Below are 22,145 nucleotides of genomic sequence, written 5' to 3'. Positions count from 1 at the left end.
GCACCTCCCGTGTCATGGGGCGGGGACAAGACGGCCGTCGGCGGCCCCGTTGCGCCTGGCGGCCTGGTCCGCGAGGTACTCGTACTGGCCGGGAAGGCGCTCGCTCAGGGCGGCGGCCTGGGCGCGCACCCGCTGGAACTCGCGCCGCGCCGGCGTGGGGTCCAACCGGCCGAGTACCGGCAGCGGCCGGATCGGCAGCCCGCCGAGGCCGAGGATCATGGCCGTGTACGAGTACGGCTCGAAACCGTGGAATCGCGGGAAGACCGAGTTCGGGTCCGGCAGGCCGGTGCGCCAGGCCTCGAGCCGTTCGGCCAGCCCTTCGGGCATCGCGCGCGTCTTGGCGTCGCGCCAGTAGTCGTTGTCCGCGCGGGCCGCGCCGTAGTAGTGCAGGAACAAAAACTCCCTGACCCCGTCCATGACGCCGGCGGTCTGCCGGTTGTAGGCCTGGCGCAGCTGCTCGTCGTCCCGGGTACCGGGGAAATGCCGCACCAGCTGCTCGATGGCGTTCTGGATGAAGAAGATCCCGGTGGACTCCAGCGGCTCGACGAACCCGCTGGAGAGGCCGACCGCCACGCAGTTCTTCACCCAGCTCTCGGCGCTGCGGCCGATCCGCATCTTGATGTGGTTGGCCGGCAGGTCGTCGGCCTCGGGGCCGACGAACGCGCGCAGCGTGCGTTCCGCTGCTTCGGGCGTGGTGTAGGCGCTGGAGTAGACGTATCCGGTGCCGATCCGGTTGAGCAGCGGGATAGTCCAGATCCAGCCGGCCTCCTGCGCGGACGCCGTGGTGCACGGCCTCATCCCGCGGGTGGAGACGTCGACAGGTACCCGCAGCGCCACCGCGCTGTCGTTGGGCAGGGACTCCTGGTACGACACGAACGGCACGCCGAGTGCCTGGTTGAGCAGCAGGCCGCGGAATCCGGTGCAGTCGACGAAGAGGTCGCCGCTGATGGGCCCGTGCTGCGCCGTGCGCACGTGCGCGATGTAGCCGGCCTCGTCGAGGCGCACATCCGTCACGTCGTCCTGGATGTGCCGCACGCCGCGGGCGACGCCGTATTCGCTCAGGAAATTCGCCAGCAAGCTGGCGTCGAAATGGTAGGCGTAAGGGAACTGCGTCTCCTCGGCCGTGGCGCCCGCCGGCTGAGCGTTTGCGCCGTGCTCGAGATCGGATTCGAACATCTTGCCGTCCAGGTATCGCGGCGAGCGCTTGGCATCGCAGAGCCCGGACAGCACGGAGCAGTCGAGGTCGTATCGCTCGCACGGGCCGTAGCGAAGCCACCAGTCGGCCAGCGAGAAGCCCGCGACGACGCGCGGCCGCTCGAAGGGGTGGTAGAAGTGGTGGCCCGGGGCGCGCCAGCCCTCGAATCGGATGGCCAGCTTGTAGGAGGCGTGGCAGGCCGGCATCCACTCGGGCTCGCTCAGTCCCAGGTGCCGGAAGAAGTGGCGCACCGTGCTGAACGTCGCCTCGCCGACGCCGATGGTCGAGACGGCCTTGGACTCGACGAGGGTGACCGCGAGCCGGTCGCCGAAGGTCGCCTTGAGGTATGTGGCGGTCATCCAGCCTGCCGTGCCGCCGCCGACGATCACTATGTTCTCAATCATGATTCCCGTCTTGGTCGGTGCGCGGATGGGAAACCGGGATCCGCTTTCATTGCAGGATCCTGAGGCACACGCAGGACTCTGGCATGCTCCGGATCCCGGCGCGGCGGGCCGAAAAGATTCGCGAAAGAACGCGCTGTGAATGCGGGAATTCCTTACTCGGTTCTTTCAGCGCGGTTGACGCGCAGCCGACGGCGGGTCAGATCCTGGGGTAGCGGTCTTATCCCGAGACCGCGAAGCCGCACCGGATCGGCGATCAACTCGTAGCCCGCCACGCGGCCGTCGGCGATCGAGAAGCGCGCGGCCAGCCACGGCCGCCCGCGTGGCGCCACGAGCAGCCCCACGTCGCCGTCGACCATGGCGACTTCCGCTTCGGGTGCGTCGCCGAACCAGCTGATCTCCCGCGCGACCGACTCCACGCCGCGCAGCCGCGCCGGCCGATCGCCGGACAGGGCGGCAGCGTCGGCCGTGCGTACGACGTCCGGGGCCAGGCAGGCGGCGATAGTCCGCGTGTCGCCGCTACGCGCCGCGGCGAGGAAGGCGCCCACGACCTCGCGGTGTCTGGCCAGTTCGACCGGACGGCGGCTGCGCGGGCCACGCACTTTGACCCGCGCCCGGCTGGCCAGCTTCTTCGCCGTCGTGGGGGTGCGGCCGAGGACGGCTCCGATCTCCGAGAAGGGCACCCCGAACGTGTCGTGCAGGACGAAGGCCACCCGCTCCGCCGGGCTGAGCGTGTCCAGGACGATCAGCAGGGCGCGGCTGACCGAGTCGGCCTCGAGCACCTCCTGTTCGGGGCCCGCGCCGGTGCGGGCGGCGCAGGTCGCCGGGAGGTTCCCGGCGCACTCCTCGGGCCTGGCCCGCCGGCTGCGCAGCTGGTCCAAACACACCCGTGAGGTGACCGTGCGCAGCAGGCCGGAGAGGTTGCGCACCTCGGGGGCGTCGATGCGGGCGATCCGCAGCCAGGCCTCCTGCACGGCGTCCTCGGCCTCTTCGCGCGAGCCGAGCATGCGGTACGCCAGACCGAGCAAAGCCCTGCGGTTCTCCTCGAAACGCTGCGCCAGAAAATCGGGCTCGTCCATCGGTCACCTTTCCAAATCGCCATCCGACATACAGATGACCCGCGCGTCGCGGGTCGTGTGACGAGTTCACCTGGAGGAGTGAGATGACCGAAGCAGAGGTCGAATTCCCGGGCTACACAGCCGGAATGTGGAGCATCGACCCGGCTAACTCAGAAGCCGGATTCTCCGTGCGCCACCTCGGCGTGGCGCGGGTGCACGGGCGCTTCAACGCCATCGACGGCACGATCAACGTCGGCCCGACGGTGGAGCAGTCCTCGGTGACCGCGCGGATCGAGACCGACAGCATCGACACCGGTTTCCCGGCGCGCGACGGGTACATCCGCGGTGAGGACGTGCTGGCCACCGGCGAGCACAAGCAGATCGTCTTCCAGTCCACGGCGGTGCGCCGCGGCCCGGACGGCCTGCTGATCGACGGGGAGCTGACCATCCGGTCCGTGACCAGGCCGGTCACCCTGACCGCGCAGGTCGGCGGCTTCGGCGTGGACCCGGTGCGGAACGTGAAGGTGCTGGGCGTGAGCGCGCGGGTGACGATCGATCGGGCGGACTTCGCGATCAGCCCGCACGTCCCGGCCGCGGTCGTGGGCGAGAAGATCGAGATCCACCTCGACATCCAGGCCTCGCTCGGGTCCTGATCCGGCGCCGGCCCGGCGACGGGCCCGCTCGCCGCCGCGAGTCTTCGCCGGCGGCGAGCGGGCCGCGTGCGGCGGCGGATCGCCCGCGGCTCACTCAGTGAGGGCTTCGAGGATGTATCCACGCCCCCAGACGGTCTGAATGCTCAGGCCGATGGCGGCGATACGGCGGCGCAGCCGCATGATCTGCAAGTCCAGCGCGTTCCTGGAGAGATTCCCGTACTGCTTGATCACCTGCTGCTCCAGCTCCGCCCGATAGACCAGCTCGCCGTAATGGGCGACGAACTGCTCCATCAGTTCCGTCTGCGTGCTGGAGATCGCCACCGACTTGGTGCCGAAGTAGAGCACTCCGGTGGAGTCGAGGGCTGGAACCTTCTTCCCGTAGGCGCGCTGAATCAGAGCCTGGATTCGCGCGTCGACATCCTGGCGGGAGGCCGGTGCCCGGATCCAGTCCTCGGAGGGGTCGACGCACACGGGGGGCCGCGCGCCGGCTTCCAGGACCAGAAGGCACGGTATGCCGGCCTTCTTGCAGGAGTTGCGCACGCTGGCTTCGACCGGCCAGCGCACGAGCTTGATGCCTCTGCTCAAGATTACCCCTATCGCAAGCAGTTCGACTACTGACATGGCTGCACAGAAGTGCCCATGGGCGGCACAAATCCACTCGGGTCGGTCGGTGGGTAGAGGAGTTCGAGCGCACGGGCGCGTGCCAAGAGGGCGTCGGTGCGCCCTTCACGCGCCCCGGCCCGACGTGATTCGGGTTCTTATTCGCTGCCGCGTTTCCCGGCGGACGGCAGGGCCGCGCCCACCGCGCTGGGCGCGGCCCTGTCATCCAAGGTGTGCGGCGAGGGTGGTTTAGGTCAGCGCTCACCGTCCCCGGCGGACGCGCCGGCCGGTTCACCGCGCGGAGCAACCTGCGCTAGGCGCGCGGTGCTCTGCCGGAAGCCGACGTAGGCGAGGCCGGCGGCAAGCGCGGTGCACACTGCGGCGATCGCCACTGCCAGCTGGAAGCCGTGCAGGAACGAGTCGACGGCGGCGTTCCGGTATCCGCCGCCCAGCGCGGCGACCACTGCGTGCACTTTGCCGGCGCCGACGTTCTGCGCCTCCTGCAGCGCCCGCGCATGCTGCGCGCCCGCAGCAGCGCCGACCCGGCCTTGCCATGAGGAAACCGCCGCGTTCACTCCGACGGCGCCGAGGACCGCCAGACAGACCGAGGAACCGATCTGCCTGGAGGCGTTGAGCACGCTGGAGGCCGCGCCCGACACGCCGGGCGGCACGTCGCGCATCGCCACGTGCGTCGTGGCGGGTACGAAGGTGCCGAACCCGCCGCCGTAGAGCGCGTATCCCAGGGCGCTGACCGCGAACGGCGTCGTGCCGGAGCGGCTGAGCAGGAAGACGCCGACCGCGGCCACCAGCGTCCCGGTGACCGTGACCGTCGAGGTCCGGTACCGGGAGTCGAGCCGGCCGCCGAACTGCGCCATCGTCAGGAACGGCACGTTCATGAACAGCCAGGAAAGCCCGGTGCGCAGCACCGACCAGCCGGCCACGTCCTGGAAATACAGGGTGACCCAGAACAGCGCTCCGGTCATTCCGCCGTAGCAGAGCATGTAGATGCCCGAGGCGGCCGAGAAGCTGCGCGCGCGCAGCAGCGCCGGGGGCAGCATGGCGTGCGGAGCGCGCCGCTCCCAGAGGAAGAAACCGAACATCAGCGCGGCGCCCGCGAGCAGCGGTACTGCGACCAGTGCCGAGCCCCACGGATGACCGGAGGACTCGACGAACCCGAGGGTCAGGCAGCTGAGCGCGAGACCGCTGCTGAGCAGGCCGGGAACGTCGAGCCTGCGGGCGCGCGGATTACGCGATTCGCGCACCGCCACGGCCGTGCACACGATGCCCAGAATCGCGAACGGCAGATTGATCCAGAACACCGACTGCCAGCTGAAGAAGGTCAGCAGCACGCCGCCGCCCACCGGCCCGGCGCCGAATCCGGTGCCGCCGATCGCGGCCCAGGCCCCGATCGCCCCGGCGCGCTGCTGCGGCGGGTACGTCTCGGTGATCAGGGAGAGGGCCAGTGCGAGCATCGCCGCTCCGCCGACGCCCTGAACCGCGCGGAAGGCGATCAGGGCGGCGGCGTTCCAGGCCAGGGCGCAGGCGAGGACGCCGATCAGGAAGACCACCATTCCGCCGAGGAACACCCGCTTGCGGCCATAGCGGTCGCCGAGCGCGCCGGCCGCCGGAATCAGCGCGGCCAGGCTGAGCGAATACGCGCTGATGATCCACACGAGCTCGGCGGCGGTCATGTGCAGTTCACTCTGCATGGACGGCAGGGCTACGTTCACGATGGTTAAATCGAGTGAAGTCATAAACGTCGCCATGCACATGGCGAACAGCGTCAAGCGGCGCTGCCGCGTTGCGGTCAGTGTGATCACAGTGCCCCCAGGCGGTCGGCCACGCACGATGTCGCGGTGGCTACCATGTGCAATCGTCTGGTCATCTGTGCTCCTAGTCGGATCCAAGGCGTCGGGTCGGCTAGCCGCCCATTAGTAACGACCCTCGGGGACCAAGGAGTGTGACTGTGCCGGATCTGGATGGCCTGACGGAGCAGTTCGAGCAGGCCCGGCCGCGGCTGAGAACCCTCGCGTATCGCATGCTCGGCTCGCACGCGGAGACGGAGGACGCGGTCCAGGAGGCCTGGATCCGGCTCAGCCGCACGGACGCGGACGAGCTGGAGAACCTGCCCGCGTGGCTTACCACGGTGGTCAGCCGGATCTGCCTGAACATGCTCAGATCCCGCGCGGCCAGGCCGGAGGACCCGGTGGGCGTGCACCTTCCCGATCCGGTCCTCGGCCGGGAGCCCAGCGCCGGTCCTGAGGACGAGGCGCTGCTGACGGACTCGGTGAGCCTCGCGCTGCTCATCGTGCTGGACACGCTGGAGCCCGCGGAACGCGTCGCCTTCGTCCTGCACGACATGTTCCACCTGACCTTCGATGAGATCGCCGCGGTGGTCGGGCGCTCCACGGTGGCCGCCCGGCAGCTCGCCAGCCGGGCCAGGCGGCGGGTGCGCGGCACCCCGCCGGGCGAGATCGACGGGCGGTTCGCCGTGCGGCGCCGGGTGGTGGACGCGTTTTTCGCCGCCGCGCGGGAAGGCGACCTGGACGGTCTGGTGGCGGTGCTCGACCCCGATGTCGAGCTGCGCGCGGACGGCGGGCTGGCGCTCGCCGCGGCCTCGGGGGTCGTGCGCGGGGACCGGCTGGTGGCGCAGCGGGCCGCGATGTTCCGCCAGCCCGGGGTCACCGTGCACGCGGTGCTGGTCAACGGCTCGCCCGGCGCGCTGGTCGAGCGGGAGGGCAAGCCGGTCTCGGTCATGGGATTCACCATCGAGCGGGAGCGGATCGTGCAGATCCAGATCCTGCTGGATCCGGACCGGCTCAGCGCGATCGACTTCGCCGCCTTCACCGGATAGGGCGGCCGCGCCGCGCCGGCGGGCGCGTCAGGGCACGCCGATGAGCTGCCCGGCGCGCTCGCCGCGCACGCGCTCCTGCTCGGTGACTTCGATGCGGGCCACGGCGCGCCGAAGCACCGGCGGAGCCATCAGCGAGGTCGCGATCGCGATCATCACCAGCACGGTGTAGGCGGCCGTGTTCAGCACGCCCAACTGCAGGCCGACGCCCGCGACGATGATCTGGATGACGCCGCGGGCGTTGAGCCCGGCGCCCAGGACCATGGCGGCCCGGCGGTCGAGTCCGACCAGCCGGGCGCCGAGGAAGGCCCCGGCGAACTTGCCGAGGGTCGCCGCGGCGAGCGCTGCCGCCGCCGCCAGCGCGATCGCGGGCCGGGCCAGCACGCCGAGATCCATGCGCAGCCCGGCTTCCGCGAAGTACAGCGGGGCCAGCACGGAGAGCGTGACGCAGCGCAGCGGCGCGAGCTTGGCCGCCGTCGCGCCGCGGCACCCGCCCACCAGCAACCCGCCGAGCAGCGCGCCGAACGACGCCTCGAGGCCGGCCGCCTGGGTCGCCGTCGCGCAGCCGAGGATGAGCACCACGGCGACGCCCGCGGCGCCCTGCGGCGAACTGGTCCGGTCCACCAGCGCCCGCGCTGCCGGGCGGCCGACCAGCGCGGCGAGCGCGGCGATCACCACGAGCCAGCACACCGGTTTGAGCACGGCCGCGGGGCCGAGCGTGCCCGCCGCCGCGGCCGCGACCACGGACAGCAGCATCCAGCCGACGATGTCGTCGACCACGCCGGTCGCGACGGTCAGCTGGCCGACGTCCCGATGCAGCAGCCGCATGTCCGACAGCATCTTGCCGATCACCGGCAGGGCGCTGACACCCATGGCCACCCCGACGAAGAGGGCGAACAAGGCCGGTTCCCGCCCGGCCGGCCGCAGGATCGGCGGAGCGGCGAACCCCGCCGCGACGCCGAAAGCCAGCGGGATGAACAGGCCCAGGGCTCCGACGCCCAGGGAGACCCGGGCGGTGCGGCGCACCAGGCCGAGGTCGATCTCCAGCGCGGTGACACCCACCAGCAGAATCACGCCGATCTGGCCGATCGCGTCGAGCAGGTGCATCTGCGCCGCGGTCGAGGTGTGCAACCACCGGAAGAGTCCCGGTGCGATCCGGCCGAGCGCGGAAGGCCCGAGCAGGATGCCCGCGCACAGCTCGCCGGCGACTGCGGGCAGCTTGAGACGTTCGGCGAGCCGGCCGAGCAGCAGCGCGGTACCCAGCAGCGCTACCGCCCCGACCAGGAAGATGAGCAGAGAATGGCCGCCGAGCGGCGGGGAGGTGACGGGTGGCATGGCGTGCTCCGCGACTCGGGGTGATTAAGCGGTCGACTACCGCAGAACACGCTTGTGCGACCGGCCCGCGTGCCCCGCGCACCGCTACCGCGCGATGAGGGCGCTCCGCCGCCTTGCGATCGCACGCGCCAGACGCCGCGGCCTTATCCGACGCTACTTCTTACACACGGCCTAGGCGCCTACCTCTTCCTGGACCGCGATCGCCCGAGCCGGGCAGACCCGCGCCGCGCGCTGGACCCGTTCGGCGAGTTCTCCCGACACCTCAGGCCGCAGCAGTTCGACGACGCCGTCCTGCTCGCCCTGGTCGAACACCTCGCTAACGGCGAGTGCACACAGCCCGGAGCTGACACACCGCTGCTGGTCGACGTTCACGCGCATCGCACCCTCTTTTCGCCTCGATTCCAGTTCTCCTGCCGGTCCGGCTGCGCCGCGAGGTATGTCACCGGGGCGTAAAGCGCACCGGCAGCGAGCTGTAGCCGTTCAGGAAATTCGACTCGATCCGGACGGGCGCCCCGCGAAGCTCGATCGCGGACACCGCGCGGGTCAGCGCGAGCAACAGAGCCCGCAGCTCGGCCCGGCCGAGGAAGGCGCCCAGACAGTAGTGCGGACCGTGTCCAAGCGCCACATGCCGGTTGGGCGAGCGCGCCAGGTCGAACGCGCGCGGCCGGACGAACGCGTCCTCGTCGTTGTTCGCCGAGATGTTCCAGAGCGACACGATGTCGCCCTCGCGTATCCGCACTCCCCCGATCACGTGGTCGCACGTCGCCGTGCGGGCGAAGTGGAACGAGGGGGTGGCCCACCGCAGCGCCTCCTCGACGGCCGTCTCCAGGTCGACCCGGCCGTCCACCAGGGCTCGCCACTGCGCCGGATGCTCGGCCAGCGCTTTCACCGTGCTGATAGCCGAGACCCGTGAGGATTCGTCGCCGCCGATGATCAGGCTGTAGCAGTTCAGCGCGACCTCTTCGAGCGTCAACAGCTCGCCGCCGACGGTACCGGTGGCGATCGTGCTCACCACGTCGTCGCCGGGCTGCGCGCGCCGCAGCTTGGCCAGCTGCATGAAGTACATGACAAGTTCGTTGCGGGACTCCGCGGAGTCGAGCGGATCGGCGCCGGTCAGCGCGCCCTTGCTCCACTCGAGCAAGTCGGGTCGGTCCGCGCTCGGCACGGACAGCAGATCGCAGATGGTGTTGAGCGGCACGTGCTCGGCCACCTCGGCGGCGAAGTCGAACTCGCCGAGCTCGGCGGCCTGCCGCACCAGTCGCGCCGTGTACTGCTCGACCGCCTGGGCGACCGTGGCGAGCACCTTCGGCGACAACGCCCGCCACAACAGGGCCCGCAGCTCGCGGTGCCGGGGCCGGTCGGTCACGGCGAGCATCCGGCCGCCGGCCGGATCGTCGCCGCGCAGCAGCACGTCGAGTACGGTTCCGCGGCCCGAGCCAAGCGACGCCGGGTCGTTGTAGCAGGCCACGACGTTGGCGTAGTCCGCGACCACCCAGAACCCGGGCTGTCCCCGCCGGCCTTCATGCCAGGACACCGGCTCGTGCGCCCGAAGCCCGGCGAAGTACTCGTAAGGGTCCTGTTCGAGGAACGTGCGCGCATCGGTCAGATCGAGGGAGAGCGTTCCGGTTCGGCTCATCGTGCGCATCACCACTGGCGAAGAGAAGGGTGCTGAATTCGGCGTCATTCGGTGTCGCGGCCGACTGGTCACGGCGACGGCAAGCCGATCATCACAGACACCGCCGCGGCGGGCGGCAGTTGTGTCAGAAGTCTTTCGCACTTCCCGCCTGGCTGACGGAGAGCCGAAAGATTGCCCGCCCGGTCCCGGCGCGCCATGAGAACGTGCGTACACACCCGCAGTCAAGGAGCAAATCATGCTTCGTACTCGCTCGGTGCGCCGCCTGCGTATTCCGGACGGTCCGGCGGCGCCGGAGATCCGCCTGGTCTGTCTGCCGCACTCCGGCGGCGCCGCGTACGCCTACGCGCCGTGGGCGGCGTACGACTTGGCGGGCGTCGAACTGCTCGCCGTGCAGTATCCCGGGCGCGGCGACCGCTTCGGCGAGGCCGCGTCGTACACGGTGCAGGAACTCGCGGCGCAGGTGGCGCAGGAGCTGGGTGACGCCGAGCCCGCGCCTGTCGCGTTGTTCGGACACAGCCTCGGCGGCCTGGTGGCCTATGAGCTGGCCCGCGCGCTGGCCGCCGACAGCCGTCCCGCTGCCGCGCTCATGGTTTCCAGCTGCCATCCGCCGCAACACGGCAGCGACGGCCGCACCCACTTGCTGCCCGACGCGCAGTTGTGGTCCTCGATCTGTGCCCTCGGCGGCGTCGATCCTTCGATCGCGCAAGACGAAGACTTCGCGCAGGCGATGGTGCCCGCGCTGCGAGCGGACATCACCGCGCACGAGTGCTATCGGCCCGAGGCGTCCGGCGCGGTGATGGAGTGCCCTGTGCGCTGCTATCACGGCCGGCAGGATCCGCTCATCGACCCTGGCGCGCTCGCCGGCTGGGCCGAGGTCACCACCGGACCGTTCACGCTCGTAGAACGCGACAGCGGGCACTTCCACGCGTTGCAGAACCCTGCCGGGCTCGTCCGCGACATCCTCGAGTTCGTCGCCGCCGTATCCCCGAAGCCAGACCCCGGAACCGACCCAGACCACCGACCCGGAGCTGACAATGGCTGAGCTCACCTACACGTCTTATATCCAGACGGACGCGCTGCTCTCGCTGCAGCAGACCCAGAGCCCTGAAACGATGGACCGAGCCGCGGTTCTCTCCGAGCACTTCTTCATCGTCGCGCACCAGTCCTGCGAACTGTGGCTCAAGCAGGTCATCGCGGACCTGAACCTGGCCAAGGAGCTGCTGTCGGCGCCGTTCGACCAGCCGGCCGCCCTGGAAACCGGGACCGAACTGCTGGTGCGCGCTCGGGAGCTGATGCGGGTGCTGCACGAACAGGTCGTCGCGCTCGAGCGGCTGCCGCTGCGTCACTTCGCGGAGTTCCGGCCGTATCTGGGCACCGCCAGCGGCGCCCAGTCGATGCAGTTCCGCGTGCTCGGCCGGCTCATCGGCGATGGAGAGCGCGACGGCGAGCTGTACAGCGCATTCACTCGCTGCGCTGCGGCATATGGATACGACGTGGCGGCGATCTGCCGTCTCGGCGTGGACGGCGGCGCCCTCTACCGGGTGGCCGAGGCGCTTCTCGACGTCGGGATCGGCTACTGGCGATGGAAGCTGACCCACCTGGGCCTGGTCTCGAAGATGATCGGCTCGCAGGGCGGCACCGGCGGAACCTCCGGCGAGGATTTCCTGGCCCGCCGCGTCACCGTGCCCTTCCCCGAGTTGCGCCGGTTGCGCGGTGCGCTGCATGACCAGGAACTCGCCCGCACCTCCGCGTGACCGAGAGGAGTAGAGGACTGCGATGGCCGCTGACACGGAATCGCGACTTTATCAGGTCGTGATCAATCACGAGGAGCAGTACTCCCTTTGGCCGGCCGGCCGCTCGGCCCCGGCCGGCTGGACCCCGGCCGGGTTCACCGGATCGCTGGAAGAGTGCACCGCGCATGTCGATCAGGTGTGGACCGACATGAGACCGCTGAGCCTGCGCCGAGAGCAGAAGGCGGTCGGCTGAGCCATGCTCGAGATCGATGTCGCGGACATGACCGAGCGGCAGCGCGAGCACCTGCTGCTCTGGAGCGTGGTCCCCCGGCCGATCGCGATGGTTTCGACGCTGGCGCCAAGCGGTGCGGTGAACCTCGCGCCCTTTTCCTATTTCACCGCGGTCGGCTACGCGCCGATGGCGCTGCTCTTCTGCGCGGGCCGCCGGGCCGACGGCTCCGAGAAGGACTCATGCCGCAACGCCAGGCCTCCCGCCGAGGGCGGAACCGGCGAGTTCACGGTCAGCGTGCTCGTGGAGAAGTTCGCGGAGGCGGCATCGGCGGCGGCGCGGCCCCTGCCATACGGCGAGTCGGAGTACGAGCTGGCCGGATTGCGGCCGACTCCCGGTTCGCGGGTGCGCGCCCCGCGAGTCGAGGGTTCCCCGATCGCCTTCGAGTGCCGCACGAGCGCCGTGATTCCGGTGGGCGCGTTCTTCGTCGTGGTCGGAGAGGTGGTCCATGTCGCCGTGGAGGAAGGCCTGATCGACGAGGTGAGCTTCCACGTGGATCTCGACCGCCTCGGCTCGGTGGGCCGTATGGGCGCCGCCGATTACGTGAGAACCAGCGACCGCTTCGTCGTCGACGGCTACTGATCGGGGGACGGCCGCGGCTCACCCGCGATGCGCTCAGGCCGGCAGCAGAGGCACGAGCTCTCGCATGATCCGATCCCATGCGGCGCTCGCCGGGTCGATCAGATCGAAATGATCCGTTTCCGGCAGCGTCACCAGCGCCGCGCGCTCTCCCGCGTTCAGGGCGTAGCGTCGGCTGAGCTCGTACGGCACGTCCTCGTCCGCGGTCCCGTGCACGATCAGCTGCGAGACCGTGAGCGGGCCGGCCGACATCGGATCCGCCTGCGCGTAGACCTCCGGCCGATCACCCGGACCGCCGCCGAGCAGTTCAAGCACCGCTCCCCCGCTGAGGCCGAGCCGGGCCGCGGCCGCCAGATCGCAGACCCCTGCGAGCGAGACCACGACCTTCGGAGTCACCCGACATGCAAACTGTCCCGCAGCTGCGGCGCTCGCGTCGTCCACCGGGGTAATCGGGCTCCGTTCCGCGCGGCCCGCGACCCACAGCGCCAATTGCCCACCCGCTGAATGGCCGATCAGTCCGATCCGTTCAGGGTCGATCGCTCCCGGGTCGAGATCCACGGCGGCGTCCACCGCGCTCGCGACATCCTCGAAGGTCCCCGGCCACCCGCCTCCGGCGATGTCCATCGGCCGATACTCGACGTTCCACACGGAGTATCCGCGGGCCTGCAGGTCAGCGGCCATCGGATGCATCAGATCCAGCCGATACTTTTCCCGCCAGTAGCCTCCGTGAATCAAGATGACGAGCGCTCCGGTGCGGCCCAGCCAGTACTCACCATATTGATGAGATTGCGTGCCATAGCGGCGGATCCGGTAAGCATCGCTGCTGCCAGTCACTGGTTTCCTCCGCTTCGTCCCGCCCGCGCCGGCAAGATCACCGGCAACATGGTAGATCCGAAGCGCACCCGTCGGGGCGTTCGCAACGCCACAGCGTACGGTCTGCATGACTACCGAGGGCGCGAGTTGATCCTGGTGGCTCCTGCACGCGACGGGCAGCGTGCAGGAGCCACGAGGTCGAGGGGTCTGCGGGTCAGCTGCGCAGGCTCCATTGCTGGTTGGTTCCGCCGTTGCACGACCAGAGGATGATTTTCGTGCCGTTGGCGGTTTGGGCGCCGTTGGCGTCCAGGCACAGCCCGGACTGCACGCCGGTGATGGTGCCGTTGGGGTTGATGGTCCACTGCTGGTTGGTGCCGCCATTGCAGTCCCAGATGATGACCTGGGTGCCGTTGCTGGTGCCCCGCCCGCTGGCGTCCAGGCACTTGCTGCCGTACACCTGCAGTTGCTTGGCCGAGGTCAGGGTCCAGCGCTGGCCGGCGCCGCCCGAGCAGTCCCACAGCTGGACTTGCGTCCCGTTCGTCGTGCTCGCGTTGGGCACATCCACGCACCGGCCGGACTGGCCGCCGACGATTTCCGAGCCGGTCCCGTTGGACGTCTGTCCCCAGAGGGCTGAGTTGTCGAAGTTGGCGGGTTCCGTTTCGCTACCGGCGCCGACGGTGTCTAGCGTCGTGATGGTGATGGTGGCGCTGGGCAGTCCCGCCGAGGTGGCCGTCACCGTGCTCGTGCCGGCGTAGTAGGAGCGGAATTCGATGGCCGCCTTCCCGTCGAACGTGTTGGTGCCGGGGGTGAAGGTGTAGGACTTGCCGCCGGGCAGCACTCCCGGGCCGCTGGTGACGGTCAATGTCACGGTGCGGGTGTCGTTGACCCACGCGCCCGAGGCGTTGCGCATGGTCACCACGAGCTGGGTGTCCGTGGTGCCGTCGTCAGTGATTGTTGCCGAGGAGTACCGGCCGGTCTCCAGCGTCATGGTGGTCGCGGTGCCGGAGGTGGACTGTTCGCGGGCCACCGGCGTGGGGTCGGCGATGTTCGTGAGGCTCGACCAGTTCGCCTTGTTGGCCCGGTACCAGTACCACTGGTCCTTGGGCAGCCGGTAGTAGTCGACCATGCCCATGCGGGCGAAGCTCGGGTCCAGGATGGTGCCGTGGTCGAAGCCGGCCCAGATGGCCAGCCCGGCGCTGTCGGTGTTGAGCTTGAACCTGGAGGCGTTGTTCGGGTCCTGGGTGTCGCCGTAGGTGGGGCCGTAGGTTCCGGGCCGGTCGGAGGTGTACGAGCCGTACTCGGTGACCATGTTCGGCATCCAGGTGTTGGTGATCTTCGCGCCGTCGCCGTTGTACCCGGCGACATCGCAGACCGACAGCTGGTCGAGCGAGGCGCGTTGCACGCCGCCGAGGGCCGCCTTGCGGGTCGGGTCGAGCTGGTGGGAGTAGTCGCGCAGCTTGCTCGCCAGCGCGGTGGCCTTGCCCAGGGTGGCCGAGGAGGTGAAGAAGATCTCGTTGCCCATGGACCAGTTGATGATCGAGGGGTGGTTGCGGTTGACCCGGATCATGTCCCGCAGCGTGTCCATGGCGCTTTGCTCGAAGGCCGGCTGGTCGGCGGCGTTCTGCGGGTAGCCGTCGGCCTTGTAGTCGTTGACGGTGCCGGTCGGGGTGGGCTCTATGCCGGTGGTCGCGGTCGCCCAGAAGGGATTTTCCGACCAGAACATCACGCCGAGCTTGTCCGTGGCGTCCGCGAACGAGGGGTCGTGGGGGTAGTGCGAGCCGCGGATGAAGTTCATGCCGGCTTCGCGGATGTAGCTCACGTCGCGCAAGAAGCCTGAGTTGGTGACCGCGTTGCTCCACCCGCCGTGGTCCTGGTGCACGTCCGCCCCGACGAGCAGGGTCTTGACGCCGTTGAGGTAGAAGCCGTCCACCTTCCACTGCGCGCTGCGGAAGCCGAAGGTCGAGGTGTAGGTGTCCACGATGCTGCCGCCGACCACGAGGGAGGTGGTCACCGTGTACAGCGCGGGATTGTTCGGTGCCCACAGGTCAAGACCCTGCAACATGCTGGCGGTGTCCGAGAGGGAACCGCTGAGCGCGTCGAGCGTGCTCGTGCTGGCCGCGCCGATCGTCTGCACCGGCGAGTTGAACGTGGCTAGGACCGTGCTCGATCCCTGCTTGCTGACCTGCTGCTGGGCGTAGACGTCGACCGGCGCGGCGCTGTCGTTGCGCACCTCGGTCTGCACCCGCACGTTCGAGCGGCGGGCCGCGAGGTTCGCACTCAGGGCACTGTCGTTCGGGTACTGCGACAGGTCGATGTTGCGGTAGTACGCGGGATTGCTGGTGTCCCACTCCGGATTGGTCAGCGCTGGCGTGGTGACGAACGTGCCGTACCAGGTGACGTGCACGTTGTTCGTCACGTTCAGGTAGACGTCCCGGTAGATGCCTCCGCTGAACTGGTGGTCGCCGGTCCGCGGCGCGAGGTCGGCGCGCCAGCGGTTGTCCACGCGCACCGCGATCACGTTGTCACCGGTTTGCAGAGCGCTGGTGATATCGAAGACGAACCCGGTGTACCCGCCGCGATGCTCGCCGATCGAGGTGCCGTTGACCCATACGTCGGTGACCGAGAACGCCCCCTCGAATTCCAACTCCACCCGCTGCCCACTCCAGGACGAGGGAACCGTGAAGTGCTTGCGGTACCAGCCCAACCCCACATAGAACGACCCCCCGCCACTGGAGCCGCCGACGTTGTAAGGAGCGTCGAAGTCGTGCGGCAAAGCCACCGGCCCCCACGCCGAGTCGTCGAAACCAGGACTCTGAGCTCCCGTCACGTCCGAACGCAGGAACTTCCACCCCCGATTGAAATTGATCTTCTGCCGGGAGCTGGCATTGGTCAGCTGGCCGGTCGCCACCCTGGTGCTGGCGTGAGCCGCCGCAGCAGCCGTCACAGGCACCAGCGGCCCGGCTATAGCCGCCAACACGACGCTGAGGACGAGAGCACATTTCTTCACCGGTGCCTCCAAAGGCCGGACAGGCGAGCGAGCAAGCCGCAGCGCCGCCACGGCTCCCACCTTGAGCGAAGTGACTCAAGGTTCGGACCTATCGTCAAAACTCTGCGGATCTAAGCCTGAAACTGTGCAGCTATACCGCGATCATCTGCCAGTGCTGGCTGATGTCCCCGGTGTCGGTCTGCTGCACGATCGCCGCGTTGTCGGCCGTGGAATCACCGCTCACGCCGATGACCTTGCCGCTGCGCACGCTGACCAACTTGCTGAACCCGCCGCCGGCATCGGAGATGGTCCACAGCTGATTGGTGCCTCCGTCGGCCGACCATTGGATGATCGTCGCGTTGTCGGCTGTCGAGCCGCCGTTGACGTCGACGAGCAGCCCCGAGGCGACGTTGGCGATCGTGTAGGCGCCACCGGCGGCCGGGGCGAAGGTCCAGTGCTGGTTGGCGCCGTCGTTGACGGTCCACTGGATCAGCGCCGTGCCCGCGCTCTTCGACGCGCCGGGGTCGTCGAGCGCCTTTCCGCTGCGCCGGTTGACCAGCTTGAACGTCGTGCTGACGGTAGCGTTCGGGGTGACCGTGGTCGAGCCGCCGGAGCCGATGGTCACGGCCTGGCTCCAGGTGCCGGCCTTCACGGTCGTCGTGGCGCCGGGCTTGCCGTGGATCGTCGCTGACGTGACCCGGCCCCCGCTCCAGACGATGTCCACCGTGAATGCGCCGCGCGCTGGGAGGCCGTTAACGCTGCCGGATGCCGACCAGGCCGACGGCGTGGCGGGCAGCAGTTCGATCAGCCCGGGGCGGGAGTAGAGCAGCATCTCCAGCATCGCGCTGGGCGTGCCGAAGTTGGCGTCGATCTGGAACAACGAGCTGCTGCTGCTCAGGTTGTACATGTCGAACAGATTGATCGCCGCGCCGTTGCTGTAGTTCACGGACGGCCGCAGTACGGTCATCACGGCCTGATACGCGTTGCCGGCGTTCTTCAGCCGGGCCCAACACGCCGCGCGCCAGGCCATGCCCCAGCCGTACGTGCTCATACCGCGCGCGGTCAGCAGGTTGGTCACTCCGGCGAGCAGCGCCGCCGGGCTCTGGTCGGCCGTGATGCGGTCCCCGGGGAACAGCCCGATCAGCGGGGAGAGGTGCCGGTGCGCGGGATCGCCCAGGTTGTCAGGGGTCATCCACTCCTCAAGCCAGCCGGTGGTGGGGCTGACCTGCGGGAGATAGAGCTTGGCTCGCAGGCCGCTGATGGTGGCCGCGTAGGCGGCGTCCTGGCCCAGCGCCGAGGCAGCGGCGGCGTAGTTCCCGAACAGCTGCCAGACCAGCTCCTGCGCATAGGTGATGCCCTTCGCGTTGGTCGGCCCCTGCTCCGGGGACCAGTCGCTGTCGTCGATGAGCAAGCCAGTGCTCGGATCGGTGATCAGCCGGGCTTCCCAGAACTGGCAGGCACCCTTGAGCAGCGGGTAGATCTTCTGCAGATAGGCGGTGTCCAGGGTGTAGAGGTAGTGGTCGTAGAGCGTGTTGCTGATCCATGCGCTGCTGCCCGGGTGCCACCACCAGCCGCCTCCGCCCCAGATGTTCGTGCTGATCGCGGTCGTCCATCCGGCCACCTTGCCGCTGGAGTTGCGGAAGCCGTTGCGCGAGTCCTGAAACAGCGACTGCGTGGTGGCGGTCCAGCCGGGCAGCTGTGCGAGACAGTAGTCTGCGAAGATCTCAAAGCACGAAGGCAGGCCGGCCCGGTCCGCGAGCCAGTAGTTCATCTGGATGTTGATGTCGGTGTGGTAGTCGCTGTGCCACATCGGGTTGTTGTTGTCCAGCCAGATGCCCTGCAGGTTCGCCGGCAGGATTCCGCGGGAACCGGTGATGGCCAGGTATCGGCCGAACTGGAGATAGCTCGCCTCCAGCTCCGGGTCGGGCGCGGCGCCGCTCGCGGCGCGCGCGGCCAGTCGCGACGGGGTGTCCATGGCGCGTTGGGCGGCAGAAGACGAGCCGAGGTTGACCGTTTGGGCGTTGTAGAGCGCCTGGTAGTCGGCGACATGCGTGGCGAGCAGCGTGTCACCTGGCACCGCCGCGGCAGCTCGCGCCTTGCTCAGCGCGAAGTTGAGCGGGTTGACGCTCGTGTCCTTGTAGCCGACCGCCGAGTTCGGCGTGTAGTTGGTGCCGCCGCAGAACACGATGACGACTTCGCTGCATCCCGCGAACGCAACTTGGTTGCCGCTGACCGAGAGCGTCCCGCCGGTTGCCGCCACGGCCGCCACGCACGCGTAGGCGAGACCGTTGGCCAGAGTGCCTGCGAACGACGCGGTCATCGTGCCGGAGCTGGCCTGCGTCGTCTCGCCGTGCGTGCCGCTCAGCGCGACACTGCCGGTATAGCTGCCGCCGCCGCTCTGCTTGAGGCGGACGACCACCACGTCGTCGGGGTGGCTGGCGTACGCCTCGCGCGTGTATGTGACACCGCCGTACTGGTAGGTAGCTGAGACGTATCCGTTGCTCAGATCCAGCGTGCGCCGATAGCCGGAGACTGCTGACATGCTGTGGGCCGGGACGTTCACGTGCGCCGTGGCCAGCGATTGAAAGGACCCGAAGTCGCCGCCGTTGTCGTAGGGGTACTGTCCATCGCTGCCCAGGCTGGCGTTGGACGACCCGGTCCACAGGCTCACATCGGTGAGGAAGTACGCGTCGGCCGCCGGATCGCCGGTCACCATCGCGCCGAGCCGGCCGTTGCCGATCGGCAGTCCCTGCTGTATGACGTTCGCCTCCGAGCCAGGGGACTGATACCACAACGTGGTGGCAGCCGAAGCCGGCACGAGCGAGAGGCCGGCCGGCCGGACCGTCGCCGCCTCGGCCGCGGCGGTGAAGCGCGGCAGATCGCCGAGTACTGCCAACGCCCCGAGGGCGGTACCGAGTCTCAGCACATCGCGGCGATTCGGTTGCGGCGTCATCAGATCCCCTTCGCCCGAGAAGAGCGCGGTGCCTTCATTGGCCCCACTTCGGCGAAGTGACTCATAGATCGGATCTATGGTCAAGTATTGCTGATATAAGCCTGACCTATTCCGTAATCTTACGTGCCATCAATCACAGACATGGGATGAAAGTTGCACCGTCACCGCAGGTCAGTATCCTGCGATACAGCGTGCGCGTGCGGCTGTGGAAGGAGTGGGCAATGGGCCGGCTGGAGCGGCCGCTTGACGAGGGTCCACTCAAGGGGTTCGCGCAGGGGTTGCGGGATCTGCGCGTGGCTGCTGGTTCGCCAACCTATCGGGAGTTGGCGCGCATCGCACAAGTTTCCCAGTCTGCGCTGTCGGCGGCGGCGTCCGGTCAAGCGTTGCCGACCTGGGAAGTGACCGAGGCGTACGTGCGTGCGTGCCGGGGCGACCTGGCGGTTTGGCGTGAACGATGGAGAGAGCAGCAGGCGGCTGTTCGCGCGGCCGATCCCGATCCCGATCCCGTCTTAAGCGCGGTGGCGGCTGCACCCCTGGAGGGCATGACGCCGGAGCGCTCGGGGATCACGGCTCTCGCCAAGGGCGAGCCGCGGCGGGTGGGGCGCTTCCGGTTACGCGGTCGGCTCGGGGCGGGCGCGATGGGCGTGGTGTATCTCGGGGCCAGCCCGGTCGGGCGGCCGGTCGCGGTCAAGGTGATTCGCGCGGAATACGCGGACGACGCTGTTTTCCGTCGTCGCTTCGCGGCGGAGCTGGAGGCGGCGCGGTCAGTGGCCGGCGGGCACACTCCGGCGCTGATCGACGCCGATGTGGCTGGGCGACAGCCGTGGATGGCTACCGAGTTCATACCCGGTCCGTCGCTGGCGCAGGTCGTCGAAGAGGACGGGCCGCTGCCCGAACCCGCCGTATGGGGTTTGGCGGGAGGTATCGCCGAGGCGCTGACGGCGATTCACGCCGCCGGGATCGCGCACCGGGACCTTAAGCCCTCTAATGTGCTGCTGGATCGCGACGGACCTAAGGTCATCGACTTCGGGATCTGCCGGGCGATGGACGGCTCGACGCTCACCCGCACCGGCGGCTGGGTGGGCACCGCCGGCTACACGGCCCCAGAGCGCGCCGCGCGAGGCGAGTCGCTGCCGGCCGGGGACATCTTCGCGCTCGGGGCGGTACTCGCCTACGCCGCCACCGGGCACCCGCCCTTCGGCCAGGGACCGGTGGCCGAGGTGCTTTACCGGATCGTGCACCAGCCTCCCGCGCCTGAAGCACTCGATGTGCGCGACAAGGAGCTGCGCGCGCTGATCGAAGCCTGTCTGGCCACTGATCCGGCGCAGCGGCCCAGTCCGGCTCAGATCGTCGCGCGCTGCAATCGTGCCATCACCCATCATGGCGCCGCCGTACCTTCCGTCGTCGCCGCCCGCGCGATCGCGCGCGACCAGCACGCCGCGAAGCTGCTGGCCCGCGCACGCATCGCCCGCCGGATCAGCACACTGATCGCGCTGTCCTTGACGGTCCTCGCATTGGCCGCGGCCGCTTTGGCCGTCGAACCGCGGCTACAGGCGCAGCGGGCATCGCCCGCAGCAGCGGGCCCGATGAGTGAAACGCAGATGCTCGCCGTCTTGGGACAACTCGTGCCGGCCACCAACGGGCAGCTGGCAGGCCTTAAGTACGGCACACTGCGCGATGGAACGCGATGGCTCGCGGTCACCTATTTTGGCGACGGCGGCGACGGGATCGATCTGACGGTCTCGCTCACACCCCTGTCCGCCACCGCCACGCCTTACGTCTGCCCCTCTTATCTTCCGCCGGATCTGGGACCACCCCGTCCGGTCGGCGCGCCTGCGGCGGGGTGCACCGTGCATACGCCCCGCGGCGGGGGTGTCGAGACGATCTTCATCGGCCCAGCAGACCAGGGTCTGTACCCGTTCGTAGTGAGCTGGCGGCGCCCTGATGGGCTGGAGGTAGCCGTCGGCGTCTCCAACGGGACCGAGGGGCCGCCACTCGTGGTCGCCGGCCCAACCCCGCCTGGCACGGCGACCCAGTGGGAGGCTGTCGCCGAAAGCGGCCTATGGCACGACTGATCCGAACGTCACGCCCCGGTCACCGGCGCTGCCTCGCGCATTGACCGCGGCACCGCACCGTGCGCCAGAACAATTGTCCGCGATCCACCGTTCAGGCTTGCTGGTCAAAAATCCGCACCCTACCAATAGGCAACACACCGGCGATCGAGTGACCGGGTATCCGCGGCCCGATGCCGCTTCGAAAGCAGGAGGTCCACGTTGCCGGACACACATCGCGCGACACAGGGGACGGCTCCGGTGCCGCGGACCATGTTCCAGGCACTCGGCAAATTCGCATTCGCAGGGTCCGTAGCCGCGGCACTGTGGCTGGCTGCGAACCCCGGTGGCGCGGCGTACGCGAACAGCACCGCCGATGCCGGCGCTGCGAAGCCACTTTCGGGACCGGCCTCGCGGTCGGTCACGCTGCCGACCGGGGAGCGGGTGGCCGTCCTGGTCGAGGGCGGCCGCACGGCGTATGTTCCCAGCGGGGTCAGCGGTTTCCTGTCATACCAGGCGGCTGACTCGGACCAGTACGTCGTCCCAGCCGAGGCGCGCCCCTACCTGGGCAGGCAACTGGATCCGTCGCTCTTTGACGTGTCGGCCCTGCTCCGGGCCCGGCTGGGCGCACCCGGAACCCATGTCCCAGTCAGCCTCGGTTTCGCCCCGGGCGCGAAGGTTTCGGCCCCGCCCGGGGTGGCCCTGACCTCGGTCGGTGGGTCGAGCGCTTCCGGTTACCTGACGGCGGGATCCGCTCCGGTCTTCGCCGCCGCGCTGCGCGCCTCGATCGGCGCAGACGTCGCGGCGGGCCGTCCGGCGGGCAGTGGCCCGCTGTTCGGCGGGCTCACCTCGATGCGTCTGGCGGTACCCGGGTTCGGTCAGGGCTCGGGGACCGGCGCGGTCGCGCCGCGCTACCCGCTGACCTTCCTGCAGATTGACGCCACGGACCTGACCGGCGCGCCGGCCGACAACGCCGAGGTGTTCGTGGTCAACACCGATTCGGTCACGCGGT

At 69.2% G+C, this 22,145-nt stretch carries 17 protein-coding genes and 1 pseudogene; 8 read left to right on the top strand and 10 right to left on the bottom strand.

Features of this window, described 5'->3' with window-relative positions:
* Positions 1 to 12: 12 nt before the first annotated feature.
* Positions 13 to 1,599: a tryptophan halogenase family protein gene (locus VFA06_RS06640; protein ID WP_324839537.1), complete on the bottom strand. Its 1,587-nt coding sequence runs from the start codon at positions 1,597 to 1,599 to the stop codon at positions 13 to 15.
* A gap of 152 nt (positions 1,600 to 1,751) precedes the next feature.
* The gene (locus tag VFA06_RS06635; RefSeq protein ID WP_324839536.1) at positions 1,752 to 2,675 is read right to left on the bottom strand and encodes a sigma-70 family RNA polymerase sigma factor; all 924 of its coding nucleotides are present in this window, start codon (positions 2,673 to 2,675) and stop codon (positions 1,752 to 1,754) included.
* Positions 2,676 to 2,758: 83 nt separating this feature from the next.
* On the opposite strand from VFA06_RS06635, the gene VFA06_RS06630 reads away from it, so the two are divergent.
* On the top strand, positions 2,759 to 3,307 hold the full coding sequence (locus VFA06_RS06630) for a YceI family protein (protein ID WP_324839535.1): 549 nt from the start codon (positions 2,759 to 2,761) through the stop codon (positions 3,305 to 3,307).
* A 90-nt stretch (positions 3,308 to 3,397) separates the two neighbouring features.
* Here the strand turns inward: VFA06_RS06630 and VFA06_RS06625 are convergent, their stop codons facing one another.
* Both VFA06_RS06625 and VFA06_RS06620 read right to left on the bottom strand, forming a co-directional pair.
* Entirely contained in the window at positions 3,398 to 3,892 is a 495-nt protein-coding gene (locus VFA06_RS06625) for a winged helix-turn-helix domain-containing protein (protein WP_324839534.1), read from the bottom strand.
* A 269-nt stretch (positions 3,893 to 4,161) separates the two neighbouring features.
* Positions 4,162 to 5,673: an MFS transporter gene (locus tag VFA06_RS06620; protein ID WP_324839533.1), complete on the bottom strand. Its 1,512-nt coding sequence runs from the start codon at positions 5,671 to 5,673 to the stop codon at positions 4,162 to 4,164.
* A gap of 200 nt (positions 5,674 to 5,873) precedes the next feature.
* Here VFA06_RS06620 and sigJ point away from each other — a divergent pair, with 200 nt between their 5' ends.
* Positions 5,874 to 6,761, top strand: a complete 888-nt coding sequence (sigJ, locus tag VFA06_RS06615) for an RNA polymerase sigma factor SigJ (protein WP_324839532.1) — start codon at positions 5,874 to 5,876, stop codon at positions 6,759 to 6,761.
* Positions 6,762 to 6,788: 27 nt separating this feature from the next.
* On the opposite strand, the gene VFA06_RS06610 is transcribed toward sigJ, so the two are convergent.
* The 3 genes from VFA06_RS06610 to VFA06_RS06600 all read right to left on the bottom strand — a co-directional run bounded on the left by VFA06_RS06610 (position 6,789) and on the right by VFA06_RS06600 (position 9,729).
* On the bottom strand, positions 6,789 to 8,093 hold the full coding sequence (locus tag VFA06_RS06610; RefSeq protein WP_324839531.1) for a cation:proton antiporter: 1,305 nt from the start codon (positions 8,091 to 8,093) through the stop codon (positions 6,789 to 6,791).
* A 171-nt stretch (positions 8,094 to 8,264) separates the two neighbouring features.
* Complete coding sequence (locus tag VFA06_RS06605) at positions 8,265 to 8,471, bottom strand: ferredoxin (protein ID WP_324839530.1); 207 nt, start codon at positions 8,469 to 8,471, stop codon at positions 8,265 to 8,267.
* A 61-nt stretch (positions 8,472 to 8,532) separates the two neighbouring features.
* Positions 8,533 to 9,729 carry a cytochrome P450 gene (locus VFA06_RS06600; protein WP_324839529.1) on the bottom strand — a complete coding sequence of 399 codons (1,197 nt, stop codon included), beginning with the start codon at positions 9,727 to 9,729 and terminating at the stop codon, positions 8,533 to 8,535.
* 235 nt (positions 9,730 to 9,964) lie between these two features.
* Between VFA06_RS06600 and VFA06_RS06595 the strand changes: the two genes are divergently transcribed.
* Genes VFA06_RS06595 through VFA06_RS06580 form a run of 4 tightly spaced genes read left to right on the top strand, consistent with a single transcriptional unit; the run spans position 9,965 to position 12,333 of the window.
* Positions 9,965 to 10,771 carry a thioesterase II family protein gene (locus VFA06_RS06595; protein ID WP_324839528.1) on the top strand — a complete coding sequence of 269 codons (807 nt, stop codon included), beginning with the start codon at positions 9,965 to 9,967 and terminating at the stop codon, positions 10,769 to 10,771.
* On the top strand, positions 10,764 to 11,483 hold the full coding sequence (locus VFA06_RS06590) for a tryptophan 2,3-dioxygenase family protein (protein ID WP_324839527.1): 720 nt from the start codon (positions 10,764 to 10,766) through the stop codon (positions 11,481 to 11,483). The genes VFA06_RS06595 and VFA06_RS06590 overlap by 8 nt, the downstream gene beginning before the upstream one ends.
* A 22-nt stretch (positions 11,484 to 11,505) precedes the next feature.
* The gene (locus VFA06_RS06585; protein ID WP_324839526.1) at positions 11,506 to 11,715 is read left to right on the top strand and encodes an MbtH family protein; all 210 of its coding nucleotides are present in this window, start codon (positions 11,506 to 11,508) and stop codon (positions 11,713 to 11,715) included.
* Positions 11,716 to 11,718: 3 nt separating this feature from the next.
* On the top strand, positions 11,719 to 12,333 hold the full coding sequence (locus tag VFA06_RS06580; RefSeq protein WP_324839525.1) for a flavin reductase family protein: 615 nt from the start codon (positions 11,719 to 11,721) through the stop codon (positions 12,331 to 12,333).
* A gap of 33 nt (positions 12,334 to 12,366) precedes the next feature.
* On the opposite strand, the gene VFA06_RS06575 is transcribed toward VFA06_RS06580, so the two are convergent.
* The 3 genes from VFA06_RS06575 to VFA06_RS06565 form a co-directional block, all read right to left on the bottom strand.
* Positions 12,367 to 13,272: an alpha/beta hydrolase gene (locus VFA06_RS06575; protein WP_324839524.1), complete on the bottom strand. Its 906-nt coding sequence runs from the start codon at positions 13,270 to 13,272 to the stop codon at positions 12,367 to 12,369.
* Between the two features lie 85 nt (positions 13,273 to 13,357).
* Positions 13,358 to 16,150 carry an RICIN domain-containing protein gene (locus VFA06_RS06570; RefSeq protein WP_324839523.1) on the bottom strand — a complete coding sequence of 931 codons (2,793 nt, stop codon included), beginning with the start codon at positions 16,148 to 16,150 and terminating at the stop codon, positions 13,358 to 13,360.
* A gap of 130 nt (positions 16,151 to 16,280) precedes the next feature.
* Positions 16,281 to 19,082 (bottom strand): glycosyl hydrolase family 95 catalytic domain-containing protein, encoded by a 2,802-nt coding sequence (locus tag VFA06_RS06565; protein WP_324839522.1) that lies wholly within the window; start codon positions 19,080 to 19,082, stop codon positions 16,281 to 16,283.
* Positions 19,083 to 19,303: 221 nt separating this feature from the next.
* Here VFA06_RS06565 and VFA06_RS06560 point away from each other — a divergent pair, with 221 nt between their 5' ends.
* On the top strand, positions 19,304 to 21,157 hold the full coding sequence (locus VFA06_RS06560) for a serine/threonine-protein kinase (protein ID WP_324839521.1): 1,854 nt from the start codon (positions 19,304 to 19,306) through the stop codon (positions 21,155 to 21,157).
* Between the two features lie 237 nt (positions 21,158 to 21,394).
* A pseudogene (locus VFA06_RS06555) lies at positions 21,395 to 22,145 on the top strand (hypothetical protein); the annotation flags it as partial.

The sequence above is a fragment of the Actinocrinis sp. genome (assembly GCF_035653575.1).
Lineage (GTDB): Bacteria > Actinomycetota > Actinomycetes > Streptomycetales > Catenulisporaceae > Actinocrinis.
The sequence above is the reverse complement of the archived record's forward strand: the minus strand, read 5'-3'. Positions and strand labels throughout refer to the sequence as shown.

What these genes read in the sequence shown, in the direction of transcription:
- VFA06_RS06640 (WP_324839537.1), bottom strand. Translation starts at nt 1,599, where the DNA reads ATGATTGAGAACATAGTGATCGTCGGCGGCGGCACGGCAGGCTGGATG.
- VFA06_RS06635 (WP_324839536.1), bottom strand. Translation starts at nt 2,675, where the DNA reads ATGGACGAGCCCGATTTTCTGGCGCAGCGTTTCGAGGAGAACCGCAGG.
- VFA06_RS06630 (WP_324839535.1), top strand. Translation starts at nt 2,759, where the DNA reads ATGACCGAAGCAGAGGTCGAATTCCCGGGCTACACAGCCGGAATGTGG.
- VFA06_RS06620 (WP_324839533.1), bottom strand. Translation starts at nt 5,673, where the DNA reads ATGGCGACGTTTATGACTTCACTCGATTTAACCATCGTGAACGTAGCC.
- VFA06_RS06610 (WP_324839531.1), bottom strand. Translation starts at nt 8,093, where the DNA reads ATGCCACCCGTCACCTCCCCGCCGCTCGGCGGCCATTCTCTGCTCATC.
- VFA06_RS06605 (WP_324839530.1), bottom strand. Translation starts at nt 8,471, where the DNA reads ATGCGCGTGAACGTCGACCAGCAGCGGTGTGTCAGCTCCGGGCTGTGT.
- VFA06_RS06600 (WP_324839529.1), bottom strand. Translation starts at nt 9,729, where the DNA reads ATGAGCCGAACCGGAACGCTCTCCCTCGATCTGACCGATGCGCGCACG.
- VFA06_RS06595 (WP_324839528.1), top strand. Translation starts at nt 9,965, where the DNA reads ATGCTTCGTACTCGCTCGGTGCGCCGCCTGCGTATTCCGGACGGTCCG.
- VFA06_RS06590 (WP_324839527.1), top strand. Translation starts at nt 10,764, where the DNA reads ATGGCTGAGCTCACCTACACGTCTTATATCCAGACGGACGCGCTGCTC.
- VFA06_RS06585 (WP_324839526.1), top strand. Translation starts at nt 11,506, where the DNA reads ATGGCCGCTGACACGGAATCGCGACTTTATCAGGTCGTGATCAATCAC.
- VFA06_RS06580 (WP_324839525.1), top strand. Translation starts at nt 11,719, where the DNA reads ATGCTCGAGATCGATGTCGCGGACATGACCGAGCGGCAGCGCGAGCAC.
- VFA06_RS06575 (WP_324839524.1), bottom strand. Translation starts at nt 13,272, where the DNA reads ATGCAGACCGTACGCTGTGGCGTTGCGAACGCCCCGACGGGTGCGCTT.
- VFA06_RS06565 (WP_324839522.1), bottom strand. Translation starts at nt 19,082, where the DNA reads ATGACGCCGCAACCGAATCGCCGCGATGTGCTGAGACTCGGTACCGCC.
- VFA06_RS06560 (WP_324839521.1), top strand. Translation starts at nt 19,304, where the DNA reads ATGGGCCGGCTGGAGCGGCCGCTTGACGAGGGTCCACTCAAGGGGTTC.